16 protein-coding genes are annotated in these 16355 nt (G+C 62.3%); 10 read left to right on the top strand and 6 right to left on the bottom strand.

The window, feature by feature from the left end; translation table 11 throughout:
* Positions 1-87 precede the first annotated feature (87 nt).
* Entirely contained in the window at positions 88-1938 is a 1851-nt protein-coding gene (locus WDB71_RS05510; RefSeq protein WP_341503634.1) for an FTR1 family protein, read from the top strand.
* Between the two features lie 47 nt (positions 1939-1985).
* Here the strand turns inward: WDB71_RS05510 and WDB71_RS05505 are convergent, their stop codons facing one another.
* Both WDB71_RS05505 and WDB71_RS05500 read right to left on the bottom strand, forming a co-directional pair.
* Entirely contained in the window at positions 1986-3179 is a 1194-nt protein-coding gene (locus WDB71_RS05505; RefSeq protein ID WP_341501879.1) for an ISL3 family transposase, read from the bottom strand.
* Between the two features lie 165 nt (positions 3180-3344).
* The gene (locus tag WDB71_RS05500; protein WP_341503633.1) at positions 3345-3701 is read right to left on the bottom strand and encodes a Grx4 family monothiol glutaredoxin; all 357 of its coding nucleotides are present in this window, start codon (positions 3699-3701) and stop codon (positions 3345-3347) included.
* Positions 3702-3912: 211 nt separating this feature from the next.
* Here WDB71_RS05500 and sodB point away from each other — a divergent pair, with 211 nt between their 5' ends.
* The 5 genes from sodB to WDB71_RS05475 all read left to right on the top strand — a co-directional run bounded on the left by sodB (position 3913) and on the right by WDB71_RS05475 (position 10300).
* Positions 3913-4494 carry a superoxide dismutase [Fe] gene (gene sodB, locus WDB71_RS05495; protein ID WP_341503632.1) on the top strand — a complete coding sequence of 194 codons (582 nt, stop codon included), beginning with the start codon at positions 3913-3915 and terminating at the stop codon, positions 4492-4494.
* Between the two features lie 51 nt (positions 4495-4545).
* The gene (locus WDB71_RS05490) at positions 4546-5442 is read left to right on the top strand and encodes an arginine deiminase-related protein (protein ID WP_341503631.1); all 897 of its coding nucleotides are present in this window, start codon (positions 4546-4548) and stop codon (positions 5440-5442) included.
* A gap of 129 nt (positions 5443-5571) precedes the next feature.
* The gene (locus WDB71_RS05485) at positions 5572-7494 is read left to right on the top strand and encodes a PrkA family serine protein kinase (RefSeq protein ID WP_341503630.1); all 1923 of its coding nucleotides are present in this window, start codon (positions 5572-5574) and stop codon (positions 7492-7494) included.
* Between the two features lie 17 nt (positions 7495-7511).
* Entirely contained in the window at positions 7512-8780 is a 1269-nt protein-coding gene (locus tag WDB71_RS05480) for a YeaH/YhbH family protein (protein WP_341503629.1), read from the top strand.
* Positions 8781-8788: 8 nt separating this feature from the next.
* Positions 8789-10300, top strand: a complete 1512-nt coding sequence (locus tag WDB71_RS05475) for a SpoVR family protein (RefSeq protein WP_341503628.1) — start codon at positions 8789-8791, stop codon at positions 10298-10300.
* Positions 10301-10332: 32 nt separating this feature from the next.
* Here the strand turns inward: WDB71_RS05475 and fadR are convergent, their stop codons facing one another.
* Positions 10333-11046, bottom strand: coding sequence for a fatty acid metabolism transcriptional regulator FadR (gene fadR / locus WDB71_RS05470; RefSeq protein ID WP_341503627.1), 714 nt, complete (start codon positions 11044-11046; stop codon positions 10333-10335).
* Positions 11047-11234: 188 nt separating this feature from the next.
* Between fadR and nhaB the strand changes: the two genes are divergently transcribed.
* The 4 genes from nhaB to WDB71_RS05450 all read left to right on the top strand — a co-directional run bounded on the left by nhaB (position 11235) and on the right by WDB71_RS05450 (position 14584).
* Positions 11235-12827 carry a sodium/proton antiporter NhaB gene (gene nhaB, locus WDB71_RS05465; protein ID WP_341503626.1) on the top strand — a complete coding sequence of 531 codons (1593 nt, stop codon included), beginning with the start codon at positions 11235-11237 and terminating at the stop codon, positions 12825-12827.
* A 77-nt stretch (positions 12828-12904) separates the two neighbouring features.
* On the top strand, positions 12905-13411 hold the full coding sequence (gene dsbB, locus WDB71_RS05460; protein ID WP_341503625.1) for a disulfide bond formation protein DsbB: 507 nt from the start codon (positions 12905-12907) through the stop codon (positions 13409-13411).
* Positions 13412-13439: 28 nt separating this feature from the next.
* Positions 13440-14024 (top strand): Crp/Fnr family transcriptional regulator, encoded by a 585-nt coding sequence (locus WDB71_RS05455; protein WP_341503624.1) that lies wholly within the window; start codon positions 13440-13442, stop codon positions 14022-14024.
* A 59-nt stretch (positions 14025-14083) separates the two neighbouring features.
* Complete coding sequence (locus WDB71_RS05450) at positions 14084-14584, top strand: YgjV family protein (RefSeq protein ID WP_341503623.1); 501 nt, start codon at positions 14084-14086, stop codon at positions 14582-14584.
* Positions 14585-14618: 34 nt separating this feature from the next.
* Here WDB71_RS05450 and WDB71_RS05445 read toward each other — a convergent pair whose 3' ends face one another.
* From WDB71_RS05445 to WDB71_RS05435, 3 genes are read right to left on the bottom strand one after another with little or no spacing between them, the layout of a single operon-like run.
* Positions 14619-15029 (bottom strand): YcgN family cysteine cluster protein, encoded by a 411-nt coding sequence (locus tag WDB71_RS05445; RefSeq protein WP_341504186.1) that lies wholly within the window; start codon positions 15027-15029, stop codon positions 14619-14621.
* 35 nt (positions 15030-15064) lie between these two features.
* Positions 15065-16030 carry a lytic murein transglycosylase gene (locus WDB71_RS05440; RefSeq protein WP_341503622.1) on the bottom strand — a complete coding sequence of 322 codons (966 nt, stop codon included), beginning with the start codon at positions 16028-16030 and terminating at the stop codon, positions 15065-15067.
* Positions 16030-16314 carry a YcgL domain-containing protein gene (locus tag WDB71_RS05435; RefSeq protein ID WP_341503621.1) on the bottom strand — a complete coding sequence of 95 codons (285 nt, stop codon included), beginning with the start codon at positions 16312-16314 and terminating at the stop codon, positions 16030-16032. Before WDB71_RS05435 ends, WDB71_RS05440 begins: the two co-directional genes overlap by 1 nt.
* Positions 16315-16355 lie beyond the last annotated feature (41 nt).

The raw sequence follows: 16355 nt of genomic DNA, 5'->3' as shown, positions 1-16355 counted from the left end.
GGGCCCATTTCGGGCCCTTTCATATTGCAGTGGACCCCAGTGCTGGGAAATAATAAACGCGAACCATTTTCATTTGCTGGAGTTGTTATGCCCCGCCTCCTACTGGCCCTGGCCCTGCTGGTCAGCTCCTGGGCCCAGGCCGCCGACGCCGACCGCGCCCTGCACCTGCTCAGCTACATGGGGGTCGACTATCCCATGACGGTGTCCGCCGGCCAGGTCGTCGACCAGGAAGAATACGCCGAGCAGGTCGAGTTCTCCGCCGCCCTCAAGGACATTCTCTCTGCCCTGCCGGAAAATCCGGAAAAAGCGTCCCTGCTGGCCCGCCTGGAGGCGTTGGAGCAGGCCATACTGGCCAGGCACCCCGGCAACGAGGTCCAGGCCATGACCCAGAGCCTGTCCCAGGCCATCATCGCCGCCTATGATCTGGTGCTGAGCCCGCGGGTGGCGCCGGATCCGGCCCTGGCCGAGCAGCTCTACCAGCAGCAGTGCGCCGCCTGTCACGGCGCCACCGGCCAGGGTGACGGCCCGGCTGGCCAGGGCATGGAGCCGGCCCCGGCCAACTTCCATGACGCCGAGCGCCTGGCCCAGCTGTCCATCTTCAACCTCTACAACACCATCACCCTGGGCGTGGAAGGCACCGGCATGGCCAGCTATGCCAGCACCCTCACCGACAACGAGCGTTGGCAACTGGCCACCTATGTGGCCGGTTACCTGGTGGACAAGCCCGAGGTCAACGGCAAGCCCTTCACCCTGGACGAGCTGACCACCCTGACCCCGGAGCAGATCAAGGGCCAGGGCCGAGACGAAGCACTGTTCGCGGCCCTTCGCGCCCATCCCCAGCAGCTGCCTTCCGATCAGGCCTCGCCGCTGGTCTTCGCCCAGAAGACCCTGACCGACTCCCTGGCCGCGGCCCGGACCGGCGACATGGACAAGGCCTATGAGCTGTCCGTGACCGCCTACTTGGAAGGCTTCGAGCTGGTGGAAGCCAGCCTGGACAACGTCGACAAGGCCCTTCGCAAGGACGTGGAAACCGCCATGTTCGGCTACCGCGACGCCCTGCGCTCCGCCCTGGCCCTGGCCGAGCTGGAACGCCGCCACGACCGGGCCCAGGCCCTGCTGGCCCAGGCCGACAGCCGCCTCAACGGCGAACAGCTGTCGCCCATGGTCAGCTTCATCTCTTCCCTGGTGATCCTGCTCCGTGAGGGCCTGGAGGCCATACTGGTGCTGGCCGCCATCCTGGCCTTCCTGTCCCGGGCCGGCGCCGCCCACACCAAGCGCTACGTGCACTCCGGCTGGGTACTGGCCCTGGCCGCCGGTGTCGGCACCTGGTGGGCCGCCACCCATGTCATCAACATCAGCGGCGCCGGCCGCGAGCTGACCGAGGGCGCCACCGCCCTGGCCGCCACCGCCATCCTGCTGTGGGTGGGGATCTGGATGCACTCCAAGGCCCACGCCGCCCACTGGCAGAAGTACATCCAGGAGAAGCTGTCCGCCAACCTGTCCAGCGGCCAGAACTGGGGCTTCGCGGTACTGGCCTTCGTGGCCGTGTACCGGGAGATCTTCGAGGTCATCCTGTTCTACCAGGCGCTGTGGATGCAGGCCGGTACCGCCGGCCATGGCGCCGTGCTCTGGGGCATCGGCGTGGCCATCGTCGCCCTGGCGGTGATCAGCTTCGGCATCTTCAAGGCCGCCATGCATATCCCCATCGGCCGCTTCTTCGCCATCAATGCGGTGATCATGTACGCCCTGGCGGTGATCTTCGCCGGCCGCGGCATCGCCGCCCTGCAGGAGACAGGCACCCTGGCCAGCCAGCCGCTGCCGCTGCCTGAGCTGAGCTGGCTGGGCATCTACGCCGACGGCATCAGCCTGATGGGCCAGGCCCTGGTGCTGGCCATCATAGGTGTCACCCTCTGGGTGCAGAAGAACAAGGCCGCCTGACCGGCCCGCCCCTGAAAAAGCCGCCCCAGGGGCGGCTTTTTTCTGGTTCATCGCGGATCTCCGGGGAAGGCGGCTTTTATCTTCAGGAAGAAGTACTCCAGATCCCGATAGCCATAAGCCATCCGCTTCATCAGTTTGATTTTGTTGTTCATCCCCTCCAGCCGGCAGGTATGGAGGGGATAGCTGGCGGAAGCGACTATCCCTGGCAAGTAGGGTTTTAGCTTACGGGCGAACTGCAACAGCGGCGCGATGCCACTTTCCTCCACCTGCTGCCACCAGAGCCGCCATTGGCGATGGGCCGTTTGCTCATCGCGGCAGTACCACAGCGCCTTCAACTGCTCCTTGAGCACGTAGACCACCATCAGATCACGGTTGGCGGCCAGCAAGGCTTCGAGGCGGCCACGTTCCTTGTCATTGAGATTGCCCTCGTTTTTGAGCAACACCCAGCGGCTACGCTTGATATGACGGCGGGCCTGCTGCTCGGTGCCCTGGGCCTTGGCACAGTCGAGCCGCACCCGGTCAATCACCTCCCGGCCATACTTGGCCACCACATGGAACAGGTCGTAGACCACCCTGGCGTTGGGGCAATGCGCCTGCACCTCCAGATCGAAGGCGGTGTTCATGTCCATCGCCACGGCCTCGATCTGCTGACAGCGTTCGCCTAGCCGCTCGAAGAAGGGCCGGATGCTGCGGCGACTGCGTCCCTCGCCTATCCACAACACCTGGTGGGTATCCGCATCGGCGATGACGGTGGCGTAGCGGTGGCCCTTGAACAGGGCGAACTCATCCATGACCAGTCGTCGCAACCGGGACCAGTCGGGCTCGGTGACCTGCCGCTGCAGGCGGCGCTTGTCGATGGCCTTCACGGTGTGCCAGTGCAGCCCCAGCAGTTCACCGACCTGCTTGACCGGCAGTAACGCCAGTAGGCGTTCGGCGTAGCGTTCCAGACGGCAGCTCAAACGGGCGAAGGGACGCAGCCAGGAGATGTGTTCGGTCCCTCGGCCGCACTGATGGCAGTTAAGCCGTCGCACCGGCACCTTGAGGGTCACGGTATGGTCCATCAGTGCGCGATCGGCGACCGTTCTCCAGGTGGTGTCGTGGACGGCTTGGGCCAGCTTGCCGCAACGACAGCAGGGCGGGCGATTGGGGCTGAGGTGAATGGTGAGATGTTGGTCGTGTTGCTCTATGTGGTCGGGGCTAAAGCCTTCCCACAGCTCGAACGGAAGGGTAAGCTGCGACATCGAAAACGGCTGGTTGGTTAGTGTCTTTGTTTGGCGACATCACAATAACCTATCCAGCCGTTTTCACATCTATTCCCCGCTAATGTGCGAAGAACCTTTTTTCTTGCTGCAACCTCGGACACAAAAAAGGCCGCCCACAGGCGGCCTTTTCGATACTGGTTTGGCTCAGGCGCTTTCGCCTTCGGCCTTTTCCTCGTCGCCCTTGTGCTTGGCGGCGGTCTCCTTGACCAGCTGCTGCAGCTCACCCTTCTGGTACATCTCCAGGATGATGTCACAGCCGCCGATCAGCTCCCCTTCCACCCACAGCTGGGGGAAGGTCGGCCAGTTGGCGTACTTGGGCAGCTCGGCGCGGATGTCCGGGTTCTGCAGGATGTCCACATAGGCGAAGGGTTCGCCACAGGCCATCATGGCCTGGGCCGCCTGGGCGGAGAAGCCGCAGGAAGGCAGCTTGGGGGAGCCCTTCATGTACAGGATGATGGCGTTCTCGGCGATTTGGTTCTTGATCCGTTCGATGGTGTCCATGACAACCTCTGTTTCAGCATTTGTCCCTATTCTACCTGCCCGGATGGCCGCTCCCAAACCCCAAAGGTGGTAGGGACATATACCCCCATGAAACGGTCAGGTTTATAAAAAGTTAGCTTTACTTATTCACAGGGACCCGTCCTTGAGTACAATAGTGGACGAGCAAATGTCGTGGCCAGGCCACGCAAACCACAGCCAAAGGAGAGGAATCATGGCTTTTGAACTGCCTGCTCTGCCCTACGAACAGAACGCACTGGAACCGCATATCTCCGCCGAGACCCTGGAATACCACTACGGCAAGCACCACAACACCTATGTGGTTAACCTGAACAACCTGGTACCGGGCACCGAGTTTGAAGGCAAGTCCCTGGAAGACATCATCAAGAGCTCCAGCGGTGGTATCTTCAACAACGCCGCCCAGGTGTGGAACCACACCTTCTACTGGCACTGCCTGAGCCCCAACGGTGGCGGCGAGCCCACCGGTGCCGTGGCCGACGCCATCAACGCCGCCTTCGGCTCCTTCGCTGCCTTCAAGGAAGAGTTCACCAAGTCTGCCGTGACCAACTTCGGCTCCGGCTGGACCTGGCTGGTCAAGAAGGCCGACGGTACCGTCGCCATCCAGAACACCTCCAACGCCGGCTGCCCGCTGACCGACGGTGTGACCCCGCTGCTGACCGTCGACGTATGGGAACACGCCTACTACATCGACTACCGCAACGCCCGTCCCAAGTACATGGACGCCTTCTGGGCCCTGGTCAACTGGGATTTCGTCGCCAAGAATCTTGCGGCATAATTCCCGCCCGGGATAAGAGATGGAAGGCCCTCCCAGAGGGCCTTTTTTTATATGCAAAACACCAACTGCCTGCTGATGGTGCCGCCGGTGGATTTCGCCTTCAATCCCCAGACGGCCCGCGACAACCATTACCAACACCAGCCCAGCCAGGACCAGGCGGCCGTGCGCGATCTGGCCCTGGCCGAGTACGGCGCCATGGTGGCCAGGCTCCGAGAGGCCGGGGTGCGCATCCTGGAGCTGGACAAGGACGACCAGGCCGTCACCCCGGATGCGGTCTTCCCCAACAACTGGTTCATGACCCGCCCCGACGCCAGCCTGTGGATCTGCCCCATGAAGACCGCCAACCGCAACGCCGAAAGGCGGGTGTCCCGGCTGCAGGCACTGCTGGCCGGCGCCGGCTTCGCCCTGGGCGAAACCCACTGGCTGGACGACGGCGACAAGGTGCTGGAAGGCACCGGCGCCCTGGTGTTCGACCATGAGCACAGGCGCGTCTTCGCGGCCCTGTCCGAGCGCTGCGATGAAACCCTGCTGCGCCGCTTTGCCCGGGCCATCGGCTACCAGGTGGTGGCCTTTGCCACCCGCTCCCGCCACGGCGGCCCCGTCTACCACACCAATGTGGTGATGGCCCTGGGCCAGGCCCAGGCGGTGGCCTGCCTGGAGGTGGTGGCCGAGCAGGACAGGGACAGGGTGCGGGTAGAGCTCGGCCGGCATCATAAGCTGGTGGAAATCAGCGAGGCCCAGATGGAGGCCTTCTGCGGCAACATGCTGGAGGTGCTGGACGGCGACGGCGAGCCGCTCTGGGTGCTGTCCCAGACCGCCTTCGACCATCTGGACGCGCAGCAAAAGGCCAGCCTGGGCAGGCTGTTAGCCGTGGCCATCCCCACCATAGAAAGCGTTGGCGGCGGCAGCGCCCGCTGCATGCTGGCCGAGATTTTCCTTCCCGGCTAAGAACATTTTTCACTTAAAAATCGCGGCGTTAAAACGGCATTTCGCCCACCAGCTACTACCCTTAAAAGTGTGAACTGGACCGGCATTTTTGACCGGTCCCTATCAGGGATCATGTCACTGGGGGGCGCCATGAGCATTTTCGAACACTATCGGCAACGCTACGAGGAAGCCAAAGAGGAAGAGTATTCCGTCGAGGAGTTTCTGGAGCTGTGCAAGCAGGAGCGGGGCGCCTACGCCTCGTCTGCGGAGCGGCTGCTCACCGCCATAGGCGAGCCGGAAATGATCGACACCTCCCAGAACCCCCGCCTGAGCCGGATCTTCTCCAACAGGGTCATCGCCCGCTACCCGGCCTTCGACGAGTTCTACGGCATGGAGGAGGCGATCGAGCAGATCGTCTCCTACCTCAAGCATGCCGCCCAGGGCCTGGAGGAGCGCAAGCAGATCCTCTACCTGCTGGGGCCCGTGGGCGGCGGTAAGTCGTCGCTGGCGGAGAAGCTCAAGTACCTGATGCAGAAAGAGCCCATCTACATGCTCAAGGGCTCGCCGGTGCAGGATCATCCCCTGTGCCTGTTCGATCCCAACGAGGACGGCAAGGTGCTGCAGGAGGAATACGGCATTCCACGCCGGGCCCTGGAGGTGATCATGTCGCCCTGGGCCGCCAAGCGCCTCAAGGAATACGGCGGCGACATCTCACGGTTCCGGGTGGTCAAGGTGCACCCGTCCATCCTGATGCAGCGGGCCATCGCCAAGACCGAACCCGGCGACGAGAACAACCAGGACATCTCCGCCCTGGTGGGCAAGGTGGACATCCGCCAGCTGGAGCACTATTCCCAGGACGACCCCGATGCCTACAGCTACTCCGGCGCCCTGTGCCGGGCCAACCAGGGCATCATGGAATTCGTGGAGATGTTCAAGGCCCCCATCAAGGTACTGCACCCGCTGCTGACCGCCACCCAGGAGGGCAACTACAATCCAACCGAGAGCCTGTCGGCCCTGCCCTTCCAGGGCATCATCCTGGCCCACTCCAACGAGTCGGAATGGCTGAGTTTCAAGAACAACCGCAACAACGAGGCCTTCCTGGACAGGGTGTTCATCGTCAAGGTACCCTACTGCCTGCGGGTGTCGGAAGAGATCAAGATCTACGACAAGCTGATCGAGAACTCCGAACTGGCCGAGGCCCCCTGCGCCCCCGGCACCCTGGAGACCATGGCCCAGTTCTCTGTGCTGTCGCGGATCAAGGAGCCGGAAAACTCCAGCGTCTATTCCAAGATGCGGGTCTACGACGGCGAAACCCTCAAGGACACCGATCCCAAGGCCAAGAGCTACCAGGAATACAAGGACTACGCCGGCGTGGACGAGGGCATGAGCGGCCTGTCGACCCGCTTTGCCTTCAAGATCCTGTCCCGGGTGTTCAACTTCGACCACGCCGAGGTGGCCGCCAACCCGGTGCACCTGTTCTACGTGCTGGAGCAGCAGATAGAGCGGGAGCAGTTCCCGGAAGAGCAGGCCGAGAAGTACAAGGAATTCCTCAAGGGCTACCTGGTGCCCAAGTACGTGGACTTCATCGGCAAGGAGATCCAGACCGCCTACCTGGAGTCCTACAGCGAGTACGGCCAGAACATCTTCGACCGCTACGTGACCTATGCCGACTTCTGGATCCAGGATCAGGAATACCGGGATCCCGAGACCGGCCAGCTGTTCGACCGGGCCGCCCTCAACGCCGAGCTGGAGAAGATCGAGAAGCCGGCCGGGATCTCCAACCCCAAGGACTTCCGCAACGAGATCGTCAACTTCGTGCTGCGGGCCAGGGCCAGCCACAACGGCAAGAACCCGGCCTGGACCAGCTACGAGAAGCTCAGGACCGTCATCGAGAAGAAGATGTTCTCCAACACCGAGGAGCTGCTGCCGGTGATCTCCTTCAACGCCAAGACCTCGGCCGAAGAGAAAAAGAAGCACGACGACTTCGTACAACGCATGATGCAAAAGGGCTACACCCGCAAACAGGTCCGGCTGCTGTCCGACTGGTACCTGCGGGTCCGTAAGTCCTCCTGACCGGCTGAGGAGGAAACATGGCCCCTTTCATCGACCGACGGCAGAACGCCAAGGGCAAGAGCACCGTCAACCGCAATCGCTTCCTGCGTCGCTACAAGAAGCAGATCAAGAAGGCGGTGTCCGATGCCATCACCAAGCGTTCCATCAAGGACATCGACACCGGTGAGTCGGTGTCCATCCCGGCCCGGGACATCTCCGAGCCCATCTTCCACCAGGGCAAGGGCGGCATCCGCGAGCGGGTGCACCCGGGCAACGACCAGTTCACCAAGGGAGACAAGATAGAGCGGCCCCTGGGCGGGGCCGGCGGCGGCAGTGGCGAAGGCCAGGCCTCCAACCAGGGGGAAGGCCAGGACGACTTCGTGTTCCAGATCTCCAAGGACGAATACCTGGATCTGCTGTTCGAGGATCTGGAGCTGCCCAACCTGGAGAAGACCCAGCTCGACAAGCTGGTGGAATGGGAGACCCGCCGCGCCGGCTTCGTCACCGACGGCGTGCCCACCCGCATCAACGTGGTGCGCTCCCTGCAGCAGAGCCTGGCCAGGCGCATGGCCCTGACCGCCGGGCGCAAGCGCCGCCTGGCGGAGCTGGAGGCGCAGCTGGCCGAGCTGGAACAGGATCCCACCGCCAGCCAGGAGGACATCAACGCCCTCAAGGAGGAAATCGCCGAGCTCAAACAGGCCATCGAGAAGGTGCCCTTCATCGATACCTTCGACCTGCGCTACAACAACTTCGAGCGTTACCCCATCCCCACCAGCCGGGCGGTGATGTTCTGCCTGATGGACGTGTCCGGCTCCATGGATCAGGCCACCAAGGACATGGCCAAGCGCTTCTATATCCTGCTGTACCTGTTCCTGACCCGCACCTACGAGCACATCGACGTGGTGTTCATCCGCCACCATACCCAGGCCAAGGAGGTGGACGAGCACGAATTCTTCTACTCCCAGGAGACCGGCGGCACCATCGTCTCCTCGGCCCTGAACATGATGGCCGACATCATGCACAGCCGTTATCCCCCCGGCCAGTGGAACGTCTATGCCGCCCAGGCCTCGGACGGTGACAACTGGGCCGACGACTCCCCCTTCTGCAAGGAGATCATGGAGAAGCAGATCCTGCCCCATGTGCGCTACTACACCTATGTGGAGATCACCCACAGGGCCCACCAGACCTTGTGGCGGGAATACGAGGCCCTGCAGCAGGCCTTCCCCAACTTCGCCATGCAGCAGATCCAGACGGTAGAGGACATCTACCCGGTATTCAGGGAACTCTTTCGCAAGCAGGCCGCCTAGGAGGTGCCATGAGCAAGGCAAAGACGCCGTTGCCCGATGGTCCGGACTGGACATTCGAGCTCTTGCAGCGCTACGAAACCGAAATCGCCCGGGTCGCCGAACATTACGGTCTCGACACCTACCCCAACCAGATCGAGGTGATCACCGCCGAACAGATGCTGGACGCCTACTCCTCGGTGGGCATGCCCATCGGCTACCACCACTGGTCCTTCGGCAAGAAGTTCATCCACTCCGAGCAGAACTACAAGCGCGGCCAGATGGGCCTGGCCTACGAGATCGTCATCAACTCCAACCCCTGCATCGCCTACCTGATGGAGGAGAACACCCTGCCCATGCAGGCCCTGGTCATCGCCCACGCCAGCTACGGCCACAACTCCTTCTTCAAGAACAACTACCTGTTCAAGACCTGGACGGACGCCGACTCCATCATCGACTACCTGCTGTTCGCCCGCCGCTATATCGGCGAGTGCGAGGAGCGCCACGGCGTGAACGAGGTCGAAAAGCTGCTGGATGCCTGCCATGCCCTGATGAACCTGGGGGTCGACCGTTACAAGAGGCCCGCGGAGATCTCCCTGGCCGAGGAAAAGCGCCGCCAGGAGGAGCGGGAAGAATACCTGCAGAGCCAGGTCAACGAGCTGTGGAAGACCTTGCCGAAGAAGAAGCGGGAGAAGGAGCAGAAGCAGCGCTACCCCGCCGAGCCCCAGGAGAACCTGCTCTACTTCATCGAGAAGAACGCGCCGCTGCTGGAGCCCTGGCAGCGGGAGATCGTCCGCATCGTCCGCAAGGTCGCCCAGTATTTCTATCCCCAGCGCCAGACCCAGGTCATGAACGAGGGCTGGGCCACCTTCTGGCACTACACCATCATCAACCACCTCTACGACGAAGGCCTGATCACCGACCGCTTCGTGATGGAGGTGCTGCACTCCCATACCAACGTGATCTACCAGCCGCCGTACAACAGCCCTTACTACAGCGGCATCAACCCCTATGCCCTGGGCTTCAACATGTACAAGGACATCCGCCGCATCTGCGAGGAGCCCACCGAGGAAGACAAGCGTTTCCTGCCCGACGTGGCCGGCAGCAACTGGCTGGAGACCCTGCATTTCGCCATGGAGAACTTCAAGGACGAGTCCTTCGTGGGCCAGTACCTGTCCCCCAAGCTGATCCGCGACTTCCGGCTGTTCTCGGTATTGGACGACGACCAGAAGAACTACCTGGGCATCTCCGCCATCCATGACGAGGAGGGCTACCGCCAGATCCGCGAGTCCCTTTCGGCCCAGTACAACCTGGCCAACAACGAGCCCAACATCCAGGTCTGGCAGGTGGACATCCGTGGCGACCGTTCACTGACGCTGCGCCATATCCGCCACAACCGCATCCCCCTTGAAGAGAAGGAAGCCATGGAGGTGCTCAGGCACCTCTACCAGCTTTGGAAGTTCGACGTGCACCTGGAGGAGGAGCACGGCAACGGCGAGGTGGAGCTGCGCTTCAGCTGCCCGCCCAAGGTGGAGAAGGAGTGATCAAAAAAGGCGCCCCGTGGCGCCTTTTTCTGTTAACGGTCGACGATGTCCGAGGGCATGTCGCCACGCATGGACAGCCAGACCTTGCCGGACTCCAGGCCGTATTTACGGACCAGGTTGGGGGCGTCGTTGAAGTTCTTGGTCTCGGCCAGCTTCTGCAGCTCGGCGTAGTAGCTCAGGGCCACGTCCCGTGCCTTGGCATTGGAGAAGTAGTACTTGCCCACCCGGCTGTACAGACCCTTGAAGCCGTTCAGGGTCAGCACATAGATGGGGTTGCCGGAGGCGTTGGCCAGGGCATGGTGCAGGTTGTAGTCGTATTCGGCAAAGGCGATGGGGTCTTCGCTGAGTTCACGGGCCTCGGCCAGTACCTTGGCGGCCTTGTCGGGGGCGTGCTTGATGGCGCTGCGGATGAAGATGGCGCTGATATTGGTGCGAGCGGACAGCAAATGGTCGACAAGTTCAGGAAACTTCTCCTGATCAAGGCGAGCCAGGGTCTCCAGTATGTTCAGGCCGCTGGTTTCCCAGAAGTTGTTGACCTTGGTCGGCTTACCGTGCTGTATGGTCAGCCAGCCGTCACGGGCCAGCCGCTGCAAGACTTCACGCAAAGTGGTGCGCGTCACCCCGATGAGCTCCGACAACTCCCGCTCTGCCGGCAGTATTGAGCCGGGTGGAAAGCGATTGTTCCAGATCGACTCAATAATGTATTCCTCAGCAAATCCTGCTGGGCTTTGCGCTTTAATAATCATGCAAATTCGCTGCCTGTTTGTAGTCGTTATACGGGAAATCCTAGCCGATTCTAGCGAGGGGGATAAGAAAAATAAACTCTCTGCGCCCAGGCGCCGTTTTTACCCATCAGGTAGGAGTGCATTCTTGCTCGATAGTCCCTAAGATGGCAGAAAAACTATCAAAATATGATCCCTAGAGAACCACAGTCATGACAAGAAAGCACTCCATTGCGAGGGCCTTTATCGGCAACTTCCTGGGCCAGGCCCCGGACTGGTACAAGTTGGCGATAATCGCCTTTTTGATCATCAATCCCATTATCTTCGCCGCCAATCCCTTCGTAGCGGGCTGGCTGCTGATCATCGAGTTCATCTTCACCCTGGCCATGGCCCTGAAATGCTACCCGCTGCAGCCCGGCGGCCTGCTGGCCATAGAAGCGGTGCTGCTGGGCATGACCAGCGCCAAGCACGTCAAGGCCGAGCTGGTGGCCAACCTGGAAGTACTGCTGCTGCTGATCTTCATGGTGGCCGGCATCTACTTCATGAAGCAGCTGCTGCTCTATATCTTCACCCGGCTGCTGATCCGGGTGCGCTCCAAGACGGTGCTGTCCCTGGCCTTCTGCGCCGCCGCCGCCGTGCTGTCCGCCTTCCTGGACGCCCTGACCGTGGTGGCGGTGATCATCGCCGTGGCCACCGGTTTCTATTCCATCTACCACAAGGTGGCGTCCGGCAAGGAATACCACCACGACGACCACGACCACACCAATGACGAGACCCTGCAGGAGCTCAAGCGCTCCGATCTCGACAGTTTCCGGGCATTTCTTCGCAACTTGATGATGCATGCCGCCATCGGCACCGCCCTGGGCGGCGTCTGCACCATGGTCGGCGAGCCCCAGAACCTGATCATCGCCGAGTCGTCCGGCTGGCAGTTCATCGAATTCTTCATCCGCATGGCGCCTGTGACCCTGCCGGTGTTCGCCGCCGGCCTGGTGACCTGCTTTGTGGTGGAGAAAACCAAGGTGTTCGGCTATGGCGCCAAGCTGCCCGAGGCGGTGCGTCAGATCCTCAGCGACTACGCCGAATACCAGGACAAGAAGCGCACCGACAAGGACAAGGCCAAGATGGTGGCCCAGGCCCTGATCGGCATCTGGCTGGTGGTGGGCCTGGCCTTCCACCTGGCCGCCGTGGGCCTGATCGGCCTGTCGGTGATCATCCTGGCCACCGCCAGCTGCGGCATCATCGAGGAGCACCAGCTGGGCAAGGCCTTTGAGGAATCCCTGCCCTTTACCGCCCTGCTGTCGGTGTTCTTCACCATAGTGGCGGTGATCATAGACCAGCAGCTGTTCACCCCCGTCATCGAGTGGGTGCTGGGTTACGAAGGCAAGGTGCAGCTGGTGATGTTCTATATCGCCAACGGCCTGCTCTCCATGGTCTCAGACAACGTCTTCGTGGGCACCGTCTACATCAACGAGATCAAGAGTGCCCTGGCCCACGGCCAGATCAGCCGCGACCAGTACGATCTGCTGGCGGTGGCCATCAACACCGGCACCAACCTGCCGTCCGTGGCCACGCCGAACGGCCAGGCCGCCTTCCTGTTCCTGCTGACCTCCACCCTGGCACCGCTGCTGCGCCTGTCCTACGGTCGCATGGTGTGGATGGCCCTGCCCTACACCATAGTGCTGTCACTGCTGGGCATGGCCATGGTCTACTACGGCCTCGAGGCCAGTACCCAGTGGTTCTACGACGCGCAGTGGATAAGCCATCACTCGGCCACGGAGATCCAGGCCCCGAGCAGCGGCCACTAAAACATCAAAAGCCGTGCGCCAGCACGGCTTTTTTTGTTTAATAGCTGCCATCGGTTTTCAATAAGTACAGGTTTTACATGTTCGCTGCACTTGCCCGCCTCTCACGCCGTCGCAGCCCCTGGCTGCTGCTGGCCGCCACCGCCCTCGGCCTGGAGATGACGGCCCTCTATTTCCAATACGGCATGAGGCTGGAGCCTTGCGTCATGTGTATCTACCAGCGGGTGGCCGTGCTGGGCCTGGTACTGGCCGGCCTGGTAGGGGCCGTGGCCCCGGCCTTTGCCGCCCTGCGCTGGCTGGCCCTGGCGGGCTGGGGTGTGGCCGCCGGCTGGGGCCTGGCAATTGCCGTCGAGCATGTGGATCTGCAGCTCGATCCCTCCCCCTTCAAGCAATGCGCCTTCATCCCCGACTTCCCGGCCTGGCTCAAGCTGGACCAGTGGCTGCCGGCGGTGTTCGAGGCCAGGGGCGACTGCAGCCAGGCGGTCTGGGAGTTCCTGGGCTATTCCATGCCCCAGTGGATGATCCTGGTGTTCGGCCTCTACCTGCTGGTACTGCTGCCGGTATTGCTCGCCAATCTCAGGCGTTGAGGGAAACAGACAGGGCTCTCCCTTTACCATGACGCTACATGGCGCCATCCCGCCCATAGTCGAACCAGCCCGCTATTTTGCCAAGCTGGGCGTGGCTGAAGATGCCTTTCGCGCCCAACAGGCGCAGCTGAAGCCAGTCCAGGCGGCAGCCGGCACTGTGCTGCTGGCCCAAGGCCAATACCAGCACCATGCCTACTTGGTGCAGGAGGGCCTGATCAGGGCTTGCCATTACCGGGAAGACGGTACCGAGCGCTGCAAGGAGTTCTATTTCCCCGGCGAACTCTGCCTGCTCTACAACAGTTGGCTAAGCGGCGTACCTGCTGCCTACCAGCTAGAAACACTGGATGCCGTAACGGCATTGCGCCTGCCCCTGTCAGTGCTGGAAGCACCAGGCTGGCAGGCCGCCCGCCTGGCCCTGCTGCAACGGCAGCTACTGTACAAGGAGCAGAAGGAGGCATTCCTGCTGCTGAACAGTCCGGAGCAACGCTACCGTCACCTTTGCCGCCATGCCCCCCACTGGCTAACCCAGCTCAACCAGGTTCAACTAGCCAACTACATCGGCATAAGCCCCATCAGCCTGTCCCGGCTGCGCCGTCGCATTAACCAAGGTTAATGGCGGCCTGCAACGATCGGTGCACGCTAAGGCATCCCCCAAACCCAGAGGTGATGCCCTTGACTGACTTCATGCTTTCCCAATGCCTGGTAGCGGCTGCCATCTGCTTCGATCTTGCCTCATTTCAATTCAGGGACAGGCGGGCTGTCGTCGCCTGCCTGTGTGCCGCTGGCCTGTTGATCGCCAGCCATTTCCTGCTGCTGGACAAGATGACAGCAGCGGCGCTGATGCTGCTTGCCAGCGCCCGCTACCTGGTATGTATCTTCAGCACCGCCAGGATCTGGTTGGGGCTGTTCCTGCTGCTGGCCACCACGGCAACCTTCCTGACTTACGGTGGCCCCTTGAGCCTGCTGGCCCTGGCAGGATCATCGCTGCAGACCCTGGCTGCCTTTGAGGTCGATGACAGACGGCTCAGGCTGGGTATGATGGCCGGCACCACCCTGTGGTTGCTCAATAACGCCCTGCAGGGCTCACCCATGGCCGTGCTGATGGAAGTGCTGTTTCTGGCCAGCAATCTGGTCGGCTACTATCGCCACTACCTCAGGCCTGCCGCTCTCTGAGTACAAGAAAGGCCGGGAAGACCCGGCCTTTTTGTCAATCCCGGTCTGACAGCGGCCAGACCACGATAAAGTCGGCGCAGTCCAGATCCGGCCCTTCACGTACCGCCTTGCCGCGCACCGACATGCCGGCCCCGTGCATGGCCGCCTTCTTGCCGCCGTGCAGCAGCGGATGCCAGCTGGGCAGGCCACGGCCCTCGCTGAGGCGACGGTAGGCGCAGCTCGGTGGCAGCCAGATGAAGTTGTCCAGGTTGTCCGGGGTCAGCTGCAGGCAGTCCGGTACCTTGTCGAAGCGATTGGGATAGTCGCCGCAGCCGCCGCTTTTCAGATCCAGCAGCTCGCAGGCCACGGCGGTGTGGTAGATCTCGTCGGTATCCTCGTCCTGGAGCTTGTGCAGGCAGCACTTGCCGCAACCGTCACAGAGGGATTCCCATTCGTCCCTGGTCATCTCCGTGAGCGCCTTGCTCTCCCAAAAGGGCGCGCTCACTTGGCCTCCAGGGGCGGCCAGGCAACCCGGTCCGCCAGCACGCCCACGGCGGTGGCGAAGAAATCGGAGCGGTTCCAGCGCTTGAGCACCTGGTAGTTGTTGTAAACCAGGTACAGGCGGCCCTTTTCGCCGTCCACGGCCTTGAACTGGGCCTGCATCCCGGCCCGGGGCAGATCGCGGCCATTCATGCGCCTTACCCCCAGGGCCTGCCAGTCGGCCAGGGACCGGCTTTGGTTGACCTGCGACCAGTCGAAGCCGGCCGGCACCCGCACCTGGCGGCCCCAGGTTTCACTGCCCTGCCAGCCGGACTGGGCCAGGTAGTTGGCCATGGAGGCGAAGACATCGGCCTTGTTGTTCCAGATATCCTTCTTGCCGTCGCCGTCACCGTCGGCGGCAAAGGCCAGGAAGGAGCTGGGCATGAACTGGGTCTGGCCCATGGCGCCGGCCCAGGAGCCCTTGAAGTCGGCCAGGTCGATATGGCCCTCGTCGAGGATCTGCAAGGCCGCCATCAGCTCCTTCTTGAAGAAGGCCTCGCGGCGCCCCTCGTAGGCCATGGAGGCCAGGGCGGACACCACGGGGAAGTTGCCCTGGATCTTGCCGAAGCTGGACTCCTTGGCCCAGAGGGCGGCCAAAAAGCGCCCCTGAACGCCGTAGCGCCTGGCGGCAGCCTCTATCTGCTCGCGGTTCTCCAGGTAGCGCTGGCGGGTCAGCTTGACCTTCCACTCGGGCAGGGTCTTGGCCAGGTAGCCTTCCAGGGTCAGCTTGAATTCAGGCTGGTTGCGATCGGCCTTGATGGCCTTCTTCATCAGCCGGACGTCGGCAAAGGCCGCATCCAGGGTGGCCTGGGAGATGCCCTGGCCGGCCGCCTCAACCTTAAGAGCCTGCACATAGGCGGCAAAGTCCGGCTTGGCCAGGACCCCCTGGGCCAGCAGCAACGCCGCCAGGGCCAGCAGCCGCGCCATCAGTGCTGCTCCTCCAGGCCCTGGGCCGCCCTGTGCTGCTTGAGCAGGTTTTCCTTGGGCGGCGGCAGCTGCAGGAAGTAGCCCTTGTCGGCCAGGGCCGCCATCACCTCGGCAGCGTCGGCCATGGCCAGGCGACGGTCCTGTTCCAGCTTGAGCATCATCACCAGCTGGGGCTGGCCGAACACCGCCATCAGCTCCTTGGGGACCTGGCTGAAATCGTCTTTTTTGGGGAGAAAGAGGTAGGTCTCGTCTTTCTTGCTGCTTTTGTAAATGGCACACAACATGGGTGGGGATACCGTCTTGCCTGGCGAGGGGCCTCACTATA

Source organism: Gallaecimonas sp. GXIMD4217, from assembly GCF_038087665.1.
GTDB lineage: Bacteria > Pseudomonadota > Gammaproteobacteria > Enterobacterales > Gallaecimonadaceae > Gallaecimonas.
Note: the sequence above shows the minus strand (reverse complement) of the source record. Positions and strands in the feature narration are given on the sequence as shown.

Excerpts from the sequence above, each read along its gene's own strand:
- WDB71_RS05485 (WP_341503630.1), top strand. The coding sequence starts at position 5,572 with ATGAGCATTTTCGAACACTATCGGCAACGCTACGAGGAAGCCAAAGAG.
- nhaB (WP_341503626.1), top strand. The coding sequence starts at position 11,235 with ATGACAAGAAAGCACTCCATTGCGAGGGCCTTTATCGGCAACTTCCTG.
- WDB71_RS05440 (WP_341503622.1), bottom strand. The coding sequence starts at position 16,030 with ATGGCGCGGCTGCTGGCCCTGGCGGCGTTGCTGCTGGCCCAGGGGGTC.
- WDB71_RS05500 (WP_341503633.1), bottom strand. The coding sequence starts at position 3,701 with ATGGACACCATCGAACGGATCAAGAACCAAATCGCCGAGAACGCCATC.
- WDB71_RS05455 (WP_341503624.1), top strand. The coding sequence starts at position 13,440 with ATGACGCTACATGGCGCCATCCCGCCCATAGTCGAACCAGCCCGCTAT.
- WDB71_RS05445 (WP_341504186.1), bottom strand. The coding sequence starts at position 15,029 with ATGACCAGGGACGAATGGGAATCCCTCTGTGACGGTTGCGGCAAGTGC.
- WDB71_RS05510 (WP_341503634.1), top strand. The coding sequence starts at position 88 with ATGCCCCGCCTCCTACTGGCCCTGGCCCTGCTGGTCAGCTCCTGGGCC.
- WDB71_RS05490 (WP_341503631.1), top strand. The coding sequence starts at position 4,546 with ATGCAAAACACCAACTGCCTGCTGATGGTGCCGCCGGTGGATTTCGCC.
- WDB71_RS05480 (WP_341503629.1), top strand. The coding sequence starts at position 7,512 with ATGGCCCCTTTCATCGACCGACGGCAGAACGCCAAGGGCAAGAGCACC.
- WDB71_RS05475 (WP_341503628.1), top strand. The coding sequence starts at position 8,789 with ATGAGCAAGGCAAAGACGCCGTTGCCCGATGGTCCGGACTGGACATTC.
- fadR (WP_341503627.1), bottom strand. The coding sequence starts at position 11,046 with ATGATTATTAAAGCGCAAAGCCCAGCAGGATTTGCTGAGGAATACATT.
- WDB71_RS05435 (WP_341503621.1), bottom strand. The coding sequence starts at position 16,314 with ATGTTGTGTGCCATTTACAAAAGCAGCAAGAAAGACGAGACCTACCTC.
- WDB71_RS05505 (WP_341501879.1), bottom strand. The coding sequence starts at position 3,179 with ATGTCGCAGCTTACCCTTCCGTTCGAGCTGTGGGAAGGCTTTAGCCCC.
- sodB (WP_341503632.1), top strand. The coding sequence starts at position 3,913 with ATGGCTTTTGAACTGCCTGCTCTGCCCTACGAACAGAACGCACTGGAA.
- dsbB (WP_341503625.1), top strand. The coding sequence starts at position 12,905 with ATGTTCGCTGCACTTGCCCGCCTCTCACGCCGTCGCAGCCCCTGGCTG.